12 protein-coding genes are annotated in these 11,256 nt (G+C 50.2%); all 12 read right to left on the bottom strand.

The features are described from left to right. Positions 1-367: 367 nt before the first annotated feature. The 12 genes from cls to FH749_14875 all read right to left on the bottom strand — a co-directional run bounded on the left by cls (position 368) and on the right by FH749_14875 (position 10,904). Positions 368-1,861, bottom strand: coding sequence for a cardiolipin synthase (gene cls, locus FH749_14930; GenBank protein MTI96744.1), 1,494 nt, complete (start codon positions 1,859-1,861; stop codon positions 368-370). 159 nt (positions 1,862-2,020) lie between these two features. Further along, positions 2,021-2,491 carry a TIGR04086 family membrane protein gene (locus FH749_14925; GenBank protein MTI96743.1) on the bottom strand — a complete coding sequence of 157 codons (471 nt, stop codon included), beginning with the start codon at positions 2,489-2,491 and terminating at the stop codon, positions 2,021-2,023. 6 nt (positions 2,492-2,497) lie between these two features. Beyond that, positions 2,498-2,770, bottom strand: a complete 273-nt coding sequence (yajC, locus tag FH749_14920) for a preprotein translocase subunit YajC (protein ID MTI96742.1) — start codon at positions 2,768-2,770, stop codon at positions 2,498-2,500. A gap of 10 nt (positions 2,771-2,780) precedes the next feature. After that, complete coding sequence (gene tgt, locus FH749_14915; GenBank protein ID MTI96741.1) at positions 2,781-3,911, bottom strand: tRNA guanosine(34) transglycosylase Tgt; 1,131 nt, start codon at positions 3,909-3,911, stop codon at positions 2,781-2,783. 12 nt (positions 3,912-3,923) lie between these two features. Continuing rightward, positions 3,924-4,943 carry a tRNA preQ1(34) S-adenosylmethionine ribosyltransferase-isomerase QueA gene (queA, locus tag FH749_14910; GenBank protein ID MTI96740.1) on the bottom strand — a complete coding sequence of 340 codons (1,020 nt, stop codon included), beginning with the start codon at positions 4,941-4,943 and terminating at the stop codon, positions 3,924-3,926. Between the two features lie 238 nt (positions 4,944-5,181). Further along, positions 5,182-6,480 carry a hypothetical protein gene (locus FH749_14905; protein ID MTI96739.1) on the bottom strand — a complete coding sequence of 433 codons (1,299 nt, stop codon included), beginning with the start codon at positions 6,478-6,480 and terminating at the stop codon, positions 5,182-5,184. Further along, entirely contained in the window at positions 6,477-7,190 is a 714-nt protein-coding gene (sigI, locus tag FH749_14900) for an RNA polymerase sigma-I factor (GenBank protein ID MTI96738.1), read from the bottom strand. Before sigI ends, FH749_14905 begins: the two co-directional genes overlap by 4 nt. Before the next feature lie 62 nt (positions 7,191-7,252). After that, positions 7,253-8,293 carry a Holliday junction branch migration DNA helicase RuvB gene (ruvB, locus tag FH749_14895; protein ID MTI96737.1) on the bottom strand — a complete coding sequence of 347 codons (1,041 nt, stop codon included), beginning with the start codon at positions 8,291-8,293 and terminating at the stop codon, positions 7,253-7,255. Continuing rightward, a complete protein-coding gene (gene ruvA, locus FH749_14890) occupies positions 8,293-8,874 on the bottom strand; it encodes a Holliday junction branch migration protein RuvA (protein ID MTI96736.1) in 582 nt (193 codons plus the stop codon). The genes ruvB and ruvA overlap by 1 nt, the downstream gene beginning before the upstream one ends. Positions 8,875-8,878: 4 nt before the next feature. Then, complete coding sequence (gene ruvC / locus FH749_14885; GenBank protein ID MTI96735.1) at positions 8,879-9,370, bottom strand: crossover junction endodeoxyribonuclease RuvC; 492 nt, start codon at positions 9,368-9,370, stop codon at positions 8,879-8,881. A gap of 94 nt (positions 9,371-9,464) precedes the next feature. Further along, on the bottom strand, positions 9,465-10,103 hold the full coding sequence (locus FH749_14880) for a class I SAM-dependent methyltransferase (GenBank protein MTI96734.1): 639 nt from the start codon (positions 10,101-10,103) through the stop codon (positions 9,465-9,467). A 54-nt stretch (positions 10,104-10,157) separates the two neighbouring features. Next, positions 10,158-10,904 (bottom strand): ChbG/HpnK family deacetylase, encoded by a 747-nt coding sequence (locus FH749_14875; GenBank protein ID MTI96733.1) that lies wholly within the window; start codon positions 10,902-10,904, stop codon positions 10,158-10,160. Positions 10,905-11,256: the final 352 nt, after the last annotated feature.

Here is an 11,256-nt window from a genome sequence, read left to right as displayed (position 1 = left end):
TTCCGGGATGAGGGGGCGCCCTTCTTTGAACGACTTTCGCAGACGTGCAAGATAATCTGGTTTTCCGTCATCAAACCGGGACAAGGGGCCGAGATTTTTGACAACCCGTTTTCTACTTTTGAAAACGGTAACTCTCCATGACCTGGAGATAGGGAATACCATGGTTCTTCACGCAAGCTATGTGCATAGTTAACCCTCTCTGAAACTATGTAACGTATACTACAATGTAGCGTACCATACTTTAGCAAAAAGTACAAGTAAAAAAGTGCCCAAACTACAAGGTTTTTAGCACTTTTTTGGTATATTTTTTCCTTATTGAACTGTAAAACTCGGGTTTTACCACATTACCCACCGCAGTCTTTCGTATCTACATCAAAGGCGCAAAAACCCGCAGGACTTCCTGGACAAAGCGTTGGTATGCGTTACTACGGCAGTCATCTAAGGTAATTTCATGACAAACGGCCAACGTTTCGAGAAAATCCTGCTTAATATCGAGAACAGAGCTGTTTTTATATAACCAGACGCCGCATTCAAAATGCAGGTAGAGACTGCGGAAATCGAGATTGGGCGTCCCCACGGTAGCCACCACATCGTCGGAAACAAATGTCTTGGAATGAATAAAGCCATTGGTGTACTCATAAATTTTTACGCCTGCTCTTATCAGTTCACGATAGTAGGAACGTGTGGTCATATGCACCAATCGTTTGTCCCAGCGGTGGGGAGTTACAATCCTAACATCTACGCCGCTCTTTGCCGCCAGCGCCAATGCTGAGATAATTGTGTCATCGATGATCAAGTACGGTGTATTGATATAAACATACCGTTTGGCATTATTGATTATCTGGATATATACATGTTCGCTGACATTCTCCTTATCCATGGGACTGTCGGCATAGGGCTGAACATACCCGTCGGATTTAAACGGGCAACAGTTGGTCCAATCAGGAAGATACTTTTTATAATCTTCTTTGGTATTTGTGCCCAGGCTCCACATTTGCAGAAACATCAGTGTAAAGCTCCGGACGGCCTCCCCCTCAACCATGATTGCCGCGTCCTTCCAATGCCCGAAGCGCTCAACGACATTGATGTATTCGTCGCCAATATTTACTCCGCCGGTAAAAGCAGTCTTTCCATCAATAACCACCAATTTGCGATGATCGCGGTTGTTGTGCAGTGTGGACAGTATCGGTCGGAACCTGTTAAACACCGCGCATTGTATGCCCATGTCCGCAAGGGTTTTATGATAATCCTTGGGCAAACGAAAAAAACAGCCCATGTCGTCATAAATGACTCTTACTTCTACGCCCTGTTGCACTTTTTCCCGGAGCACTTCCAGAATTGTGTCCCACATCAGGCCCCGGCTGATAATGAAATACTCGAGAAAAATAAAATTACGTGCAGTTTTTAACTCATCAATCAGCTTCGCAAATTTCACTTCTCCAGGTGTCAAATATTGGGTTCGGGTGTTTTCATAAACAGGAAATCCAGCGAAGTCCTGTAAATAGCGAACCTGAGGTATGCAGTCTTCTCCCCGTTCTGTCAATATCGGCACAAGATTTTCAGTAGAATCAAACAGTGGCCGGCTGTGCTCCTCGACTTTTTCAATTGCCCGCCGTGCCCTGCGGGTAGAAGACTGAAAATTAAAGAGCAAATAAAACAGCCCCCCAAATACCGGGAAGAAGAGAATCATAAACACCCAGGATAGTTTGAAGGCGGGCTTGTCCTTCTTGCTGATTATATACAAAACCACCAGCAAGCTTATTAGGGTCAGGAGGCCGCTGAGTATATCGGAATTCTGGCTAGACGTGGAAATCATGAAAACGAGTAATAAAATTTGCATGATCAAAAGCATACTCAGCATGATTCGCTGGGAAAAAATCAATCTAAGCCACTTATGCAATTTTCTCCCCCTCCCCTCTCCCTGGCACTGACTGCCTTATTCTATTTTCTATTTTCCACCCGGTTTATCCTGCTTACGCAAGAGCAGGGCCGGAAACAGCCCCGCTCCTTTAGATTTCACTTAGCGACTGTTGATTCCCATTACTCCCCCAATCGCTCCCAGGCCAAAGCCCACCGCCAGTGTCACCAAACCGTGCATGCTAATACCCAAGTCCAGCAAAATAGACAATAGCAACAGTATCAGCACATAACCTGCGCCAACAATGCCTCCATTCAGCCAGCCGGTGTTGCCCAACTTTCGACAGGTATAATAGCTTCCCCAAAGCACAGCAATCGCGGCGAAGACCACAGCCGTCCACTGGGCCACTACCTCAGAAATACTGGTGAGCGTTGTAATTGTTGCCAGCAAAATAACAATTACGGCAGTTAGCAGCAACGCGTAACCAATGCCTTGAAAATGCGCTCTCGGCGCGGTCCCCACCGGCTCCACGTGCTTCTTTCTGCGTCTGGCCATCCTAACTCCCTCCCCCGTAAAAATCCTGTTACCACAATTTATTACAGGAGAAAGAAGTTTATAACAAAAGGGGCCCATTGGCCCCTACTTGCTCAAAACTCTTGCCACGCCTTCCCTGAGCATGCTGACTTCAGTTTTGTCGGCAATACGCACGGTGAGTGAGTCTTCCTTAATTTCAGTGATTGTGCCAATGATGCCGCCATGGTTTATAATCTTGTCGCCTTTGTTAAGCTTGGACAACATCTCCACACGGGCTTTCTGCTGCTTCTGTTGGGGACGAATCAGGAAGAAATAGAACACTGCCACCAATACGCCGAGATAAATAAAAGTTCCGTAATTGCCTAGATTCTCAAACATTTTCTACCTCCTAGGTAATACTATATTTCTCAACTTCCTCCAAGGGAAGATGTTGACGATAGTAATCCGGGAAATTCCCGTCGATAATCGCCTGTCGAGCGCCCTCCATTATTCGCAGCAAGAAATGGAGATTATGGTATGTAAGCAGTCGGTGAGCCAATATCTCATTACATTTTATCAAATGTCGCAGATAAGCGCGACTGTAATTTGCGCAGACTCCGCACTGACAATCCGGGTCGAGAGGGCCAAAATCCCGGGCATAGATAGCGTTGCGGACCACAATATTGCCGCGGGAAGTCATGGCTGTTCCATTACGGGCGATGCGGGTCGGCAACACACAGTCAAACATATCCACGCCAAACCACGAACCTGTCAACAAATAGTCAACCGAGCCAACCCCCATCAGGTAGCGGGGTTTTTGTTGCGGGAGTAAATCCACACACCAGGACAAAACTTCATACATTATTTCTTTGGGCTCGCCAACACTGAGACCGCCTATTGCATAACCGGGAAAATTCATGTCTACAAGCTGCGCTGCACTCTTTTCCCTGAGGTCTCGAAAACTGCCCCCCTGAATAATTCCAAATAAAGCCTGACGCTCAGGATTGGGACGGGCATCCAAACATCTGCGGGCCCAACGGCTGGTGCGCTCCACAGCCTGTTCCACAAACTCCCGCTCCGCCGGCCAAGGCGGACACTGATCAAAGGCCATTATAATATCGGCGCCGAGGGCGCCCTCTATCTCCATTACTTTTTCCGGGGAAAAGAAGTGGCGGGAGCCGTCGATATGAGAACGGAACTCTACACCGTCATCAGTAATTTTGTTCAGGTCACCAAGACTAAAAACCTGAAACCCCCCACTGTCGGTGAGGATTGGACGCTGCCAGTTCATAAACTTATGGAGCCCGCCGGCCTCGGCCACCAAATCGTGGCCTGGTCGCAGGTATAGGTGATATGTATTGGCAAGAATAATCTGGGCATTTATCTCTACCAGCTCATCCACCGTCATTGCCTTTACCGTTGCCAGAGTACCTACAGGCATAAAGATCGGCGTTTTTATCTCTCCGTGGGGTGTGCGCAACACGCCAGCCCGAGCCCTGGTCTGGGGACATTGGGCCACAAGTTCAAATTCAATAGCCATAGTCAGCCTCCGTTAAATAATCAACATCGCATCGCCGAAACTGAAAAACCTGTATTCTGCCGCCACTGCCTCTTGGTACGCCTCCAAAATCCGTTCGCGCCCGGCCAAAGCAGATACCAACATCAATAATGTGGACTGGGGAAGATGGAAATTAGTAATTAAAGCATCAACTACGCGAAACTTAAATCCTGGATAAATGAAGATATCTGTCCAACCCTGACCAGGTTCGACAGAGCCATCGGGAGTCGCCACAGATTCCAACACCCTGACGGCGGTTGTGCCGACAGCCACAATCCGACCGCCTTCAGACCGGGTGCGGTTAATTGCAGCCGCTGCTTCAGACCCCAGTTGGTAGAACTCGCTATGCATCTTGTGCTCTTGAATATTTTCCACAGCTACCGGCCTAAAGGTGCCCAGCCCCACATGCAACGTAAGCTCGGTCCGTTTGATGCCAACAGCTTCCAAGTCTGAAAGCAGCTGGGGAGTAAAATGCAGGCCGGCGGTGGGAGCAGCAACAGCTCCAGGGGAAGTGGCGTACACAGTCTGGTAACGTTCTGAATCATCCAGTTCATTTTCTATGTACGGGGGCAAGGGAACCTGCCCCAACTGCTCAAGCTTGCGATCAAAATCGTTGCCGGTAAGGGAAAAGCGCAATTGGCGCACTCCTTCCTCCCCCGACGCAACAACTTCCGCCTGTAGCTCCTGGTCAAAATTAACCAATGTGCCCAGACTTACCCTGCGGGCAGGTTTAACCAGACAGTTCCAGGTTCCATCGTTTACCGGATTCAAGAGTAAAATTTCCACATGCCCTCCGGTTGGCTTGATTCCGTGTAAACGGGCAGGAATTACCCTGGTATTGTTCATCACAAGCAGGTCGCCAGCCCGGAGGTAACGGCCAATACGGGAAAATGTGCTATGCTCAACTCCGCCCGCCCGTTCCAAGACAAGCAGCCGGGAGCGATCCCGGCTTTTCAGGGGTTGTTGAGCAATTAAATTTTTCGGAAGATAATAGTCAAAGTCAGAAGTCTTCAATTTCTACACCTGCTAGCAGTAATATGGGCGCCACTATAGTAATATTGCAACATTTCTATACAATTATACCCCAAGCCAAGTATGCCATTTGCAAACCGAAACAAGTGAGACTCAGACATACATACCGGCAACTTTGGATACTAGTCCTAATTCGACAAGTTCCACTGCCATTCCTTCCAAAAACGGTGCATTTTATTCCGGTCAAAAAAGTTCCCGCCGAAATCGACGGGAACTGTAGTCATCGGTTCTTTTTGGGCTGCGCGGCCTTTTTTTGCTGTCCGGGCGGGATAAATTCCTCAGATGCCGATGAAACCGCACCCTTGCCTTTACCAACGCCAACACCGTTGTTGCTGTTTCCAGTGCCGTCGGTCCATGGGGGCTGGCCATCGCCAGGTTGCCAATTCTCATCGTCATTGCTGCTTTCGTCAGCCTTATCTTTTTTATCTTTATTCCCCGAATCGGAACCACCTGCCCACGGGGGGGTGCCGCCACCGGGTTGCCAATCCTCATCGTCCTTGCTGTCATCGTTGGAAGCATTGTCATTGGGATTCGGCTTATTGGTATCCTCACCTGATTCATCACCCTCATCGGGCTTGTCCGGTTTCTCGTCTTGTTTGTCCCGACCTTCGTCGGACTTTTTATCATCTTTACCCCCATTGTCCTGTTCAGAATCTGAGGGCTGGGAATCATTTTCGTCACCGGTACCGGTAGTTGAGTCACCCTTCCCTGAACCGCCCCCCGCAGAACCCCGGCCGCCACTGCCTTCCCCCGGCTCCTTGGGTGTATATTCAAGCACATGGCGAACCTTTTCCGCTTGATCAACGGTCTCGGCAAGATTATCCCACACCTGATCGGCGTTGGCGCCGGCATCAGTAATTGCCTTCACCGGATTCACATCTCGCACCGAGTCTACCGACACAGTATGCCCCTGATCATGCATCGCCGCCAACACAAGCGCCCGTGACGCGCTTAGTTCATGTTTTCCGGCCTCGACCCGGGCTTCCGGCGTAATCTCCATCAGCAATGCGTCAATGCCGTCCCAGGCAGAGACAAGCTGGGCCACAAACTCTGACACACCGCCCCGCTCCGACAGAGGAGTGGTGCTGACCAACAAGATCTGGTCACCCTGGCTGCGTGACCAGGCGGTGAACGCTGCCACCAGCATATCTACATCTGGGTCCAGGTCGGTGTAATCATCAAGAAACTCACGCCCGCCACTGTTTAAACCTGTCACACCCAGAAGCTTCAAGTTTCTATCCACAACCAGCTCGATGCTGGAGCTGCCATCCAGAGTTATCGAGGCGTAAGCCATCGGCGCCTGGAACCCGTGGACAAAGAAGATCAACAACACACAGGCGGCAGCCACCAACGATAGGCGCAACGAACTGACTTTTCTAACTTCCGGTACCACAACATGCTGCCCAATATACCGGGCAGAAGGAAGCTGCCCAGCTGGCACAGAGACAAACGCGCCATCATCAGTGAGCAGTGAAATAGATTTTTTGTTGAGGTCCAGAACTACTGCCTGTTTGCTCATAGCTCTTCAGCCCCTCCGGGAAGATATTCGTTCAGATATTGGTAGTTGCCGGAAATCAGAATGAACAATGCCAATATGTATTTTCGTTGCCGTTCTAGTGTTTTACGACTTACAGGCAGAAGTCCCTCTAGTTGTTTCAAGGGCAACTCGCCTTTGGTCCGGACAATCCGAGCCAATTGAGGGTCTCCAGCCAAAATCCGGGCAGCCTGACACGCCCGTTGTCGCGCCTGCTTGTGACGAGGCGTAGCAGCGGCAAGTTGTTTTAAATCCAGATTGTAACGAGCCAGGGCTTGTACATAGTGGGTAACCTCAACCCGGCGGTTTTCCTGGTGCTGCCGGTCAAGAAAATCCGTCCACGCCTGACGTGCGTCCAGGGGGGGAAGATCTTCTGCAACTGCGCTGGCGGGAATTTCGAGATTTCTCTGGGTACGCAGGTAATCTTTGAGCCGGTTCTTAATCACCAATGATGCGAAGCTGGTGAAACTGGCACCCCGCTCGGGATTATATTTGTCAATCGCCTCATTTACAGCCATCAGACCAATGCTAATCTCTTCATCCTGCCCCACACGCAGATACCTGCCGGTCAATCCCGACGCAGTTTTGATTATTAATGGCAAGTATTGCTGCAGCAATTTCTGCCTGGCCTGCTCATCACCGTCACGTATTGCCTGAAGGGTGGAGGTATGCACTTGTTTTTCGGTCACTTCCACCCCTCCTTAAAATTATTCGTTGAGTTAACTCAAAAAATGGGGGTTTTGCTGTAGGCAATAAATTACTCTTTATCCGACAGAGACTCATCATCCCAAAGCTTGGGCTGCGTAATCGCTTTTACACCCAGATGGGCATAGGCAGCCGCCGTAATTATCCGCCCGCGGGGGGTACGTTGAAGAAAGCCCAGCTGCAGCATATATGGTTCGTAGACGTCTTCTATCGTTGTTACCTCTTCGCTGATGGCTGCTGCCAGTGTTTCCACACCAACTGGGCCGCCATCAAACTTCTCAATTACTGTCAACAGCATCCGGCGATCTGAACTGTCCAATCCAATCTCGTCCACTTCCAAGCGCTCCAGTGAACGCCTGGCCACGGCAAGATCGATTTTACCCCCGCCCTCAACCTGGGCGAAATCTCGGATTCGCTTGAGCAGCCGGTTGGCAATCCGGGGGGTCCCCCGGGAGCGGCGGGCAATTTCCAGAGCTCCTTCATTATCTGTAGGTATCTCTAAAATATCTGCAGCTCGGAGCACTATCTTCTGCAACTCTTCCGGAGTGTAGAACTCCAAGCGGTTGTGAACACCAAACCTGTCCCGGAGCGGGGCGGTAACAGCGCCCACCCGGGTAGTTGCACCTATCAACGTAAATGGATTGATTTGCAAACGAATTGAGCGGGCAGCAGGCCCTTTGTCCAAAACGATATCCAGACAAAAGTCCTCCATGCTGGGATACAACACCTCTTCCACCGACCGGCTCAATCGGTGAATTTCATCGACGAATAATACATCCCCCGGTTGCAAATTAGTCAAAATACCGGCCAAATCGCCGGGGCGCTCGATTGCCGGTCCGGAAGTTATGTGGAGATTGCTTCCCATTTCCCGGGCAATTATCGCTGCCAACGTTGTCTTTCCAAGCCCAGGGGGACCGCATAGTAGAACATGGTCCAAAGGTTCCCCCCGTTTGCGGGCAGCGGCAATAAACACTGCGAGATTATCTTTGACCACCTGTTGCCCAATATAGTCTTCTAGGCGGGTCGGCCTCAGACCTGATTCATTGCCATCCTGGCCCTGGTTGCCTGGAGATACCAGTCTTTCGTCGCTCATCAGTTACCCCCCTTAACCAGTCGCGAGAGGGCGATACGAATAATATCCTCTACCGCAGTCTCGGTGCGGGCTAGCTCCTGCACCAACGGTCTGACCTGGGCTGTCTTATAACCTAAAGCAAGCAGTGCGGCTTCGGCATCGGCAGCCATTCCACTGCTCTTGGGGACATCCTGACCTGGCTCCACTTGGATCTTATCTTTTAGCTCCAGGAGCATCCTTTGGGCAGTTTTGCGACCAACTCCCGGGATTGTAGTCAATGCGTGCAGGTCCTCTTCGGCGAAAATAGCCCCCAATCTCTTCACTGGCCAGGTAGAGAGAACAGCCAGAGCCATTTTGGGACCAACACCGGAAACAGAAATTAAATGACGAAAAACCGCCAGTTCTGCAGCGGTTTCAGTACCAAACAAAAAGATCCTGTCCTCCTTGACAACCATGTGCGTATGTAAAGTGACTGTCGACTGGGTCAGAATCCGCTCGATGCCCGAGGCCGGCACGAACACTTTATATCCCAAACCACCGACGGCAATGACCACATGGTCCGAGCCGCTGTCCACCGGCTGACCTTGAACAAAAGCTAACATAATTTCACCTCTTTGGAAATGCAATTGCTGGATTGTTATTGCAATGACAGATTGCCACAGCCAAAGCGTCAGTTACATCATCCGGCCGGGGAATTGCACTCAAGTTTAACAAAACCCTGACCATGGCACCCACCTGTTGCTTGGCGGCCCGTCCGTTGCCAACAACTGCCTGCTTGACCTGTAGCGGTGTATATTCAATAAACTGACACTGGTGATGGGCCGCGGCCAACAGGCAAACACCACGGGCTTGTCCCACTGCAAAGGCGCTGGTTATGTTACGGTTGAAAAATAATTGTTCAACGGCGATAACTTCCGGCTTCCATTTGCCGATAATCTGATTTGCCTCGGAATAAATCTGCGCCAGCCGCTGCTCCAGCGGGGTGCCGGCTTCTGTACGAATACATCCATAACCATGGGGTTTCAGCAAGCTACCCTGTTTCTCCACAACCCCGTAACCCGTAACCGCCAGACCGGGGTCAATTCCCAAAATTAACATTGCCTCACCCCACATACATTTTCGCTATCCGAACGTCCTCTTCCTGCCGCAATAGCAAATACTTATCTTTATGGTTCCACCTGCCATTCATTCTTTACGATTGAGCAGGTTTTTGCAAAACAACTGACTTTTTGTTGTCACTGGCCTTCAGTTCAAGCCCCAACTCATTGGCCAGCCAGAGAAAAGTTTTAATCGAATAAAAAACAATATGGGTGGGGTCACGACGATACCACCAATCGCAAAACGCGTCCGGCCCGGAGTGAAAATGGGTCATTACTGCCAGCACACCTCCCGGAGCCAGCACAGCGTTCAGTGTCCTTAGTTCAGCGAGGGGATATACGAAATGCTCAAAAACCTCGGTAGCAGTTACCAGCTCAAAGGAATGTTGGCAAAAGTCCCGGGACGGGGCAAAAAATGGATCGTATATTGTTACCTCCCACCCCTGCTGCTCCAGCATCCGGGCCAACACCGGACCCGGCCCGCAACCGAAATCCAGGGCCTGGCCGCCATCCGGCAGCCAGGGAGCGGCGAATTCTAGAAATCGCTCGAACATCAAAACATAGCCTTCATTTTCTGCGACATTATTATGCAGCTGGTAACGCTCTTTTTCCGCTTCCGGGGTGAGCAGCTCATTATTGTCTAGGGTAATCAGATCGCAAACGGGGCAATGCCAGTAAAGTTGCCGACATTGCAGTTCATCAACAGAGTTGCCGCAAATCTTACAATCAGTCATCGAATCACTCCGGCTTAATTATACCATCTTATACCGAAAAACGCTCCCCGTTTGTCAACTCACAGCGCTAAAATCTACGAGATGCAGGCGAAACTTGGCGATAACCTGCTCTTTGTTAATCGAACAGAGGACAGCCAGCTCGCGCTCCCGCTCCCATGCGTAATCAGTAAAATCGTTGAGACGCGAGTCGACAAGACCGGGCCGGCAACGAAATTCGGTGAGTTCATGCCGGCAACCCCCCAACAATCGTTCCAGGTTGGGCCGGTTGGCGCCGCGCCCGCCAAAACTGTCCACACAGGCCGTAACGGTAGGCACCCGAAAGTACTTAAATCGATCCCAGGCTTGCAGATAAGAGCAAACCGGTATTCGCAGCCGGGATGCCACGGGCAACACCGCCGACAAGACATTTTCCTGGGCCAGGATATCTTCGAAACCGTCAATATGGGTCGGTTTCAGCCTGCCCTTTTTAAACAAATCCAATTGGGCACAGAGCTCAGCACGAATCTCTTCCGCCGGCGCAAGAGCCAACTCATCCCACTCGCCGTGGAAGCTCCCTTCCGGGTCCACTAAAGATTTGACTGCCTGCGGCGGTGAAACCGGCTTGCCCAGGCTGATGTTAAACTGAAGGCCGACACCAAGACCAGGGAAAGGCGCAATGTGGCGCAATGCATGCTCCCAGGAGGGCAAATTTACCAGCATGCTGACACTGGAGATTATCCCATTGCGATACCCCTGAATAATTCCTTTGTTTACGCCAGCACTCAATCCCATATCTTTGGCGTTGACAATTAACTGCTGCATACAGATACACCTCCAAGACGCTTGTCCGTAGCCATTTCTACATGTTATAACCCGAGTTTACAGTTCAATAAGGAAAAAATATACCAAAAAAGTGCTAAAAACCTTGTAGTTTGGGCACTTTTTTACTTGTACTTTTTGCTAAAGTATGGCACGCTACATTGTAGTATACGTTTCATAGTTTCAAGGAGGATTAACTATGCACATAGCTTGCGTGAAGAACCATGGTGTAACTGCTAACCCATAATGCCCTTCAGTAGACGTTATTAATTGTCCGCAATTTGCCGGACAAGCTGACCAGAAGGGAAGGGAGAATTAGAGCAATTCTCCCTGGACAACTACCTTCACCATATGA

The organism is Bacillota bacterium, from assembly GCA_009711825.1.
GTDB lineage: Bacteria > Bacillota > Proteinivoracia > UBA4975 > VEMY01 > VEMY01.
The sequence above is the reverse complement of the archived record's forward strand: the minus strand, read 5'-3'. Positions and strand labels throughout refer to the sequence as shown.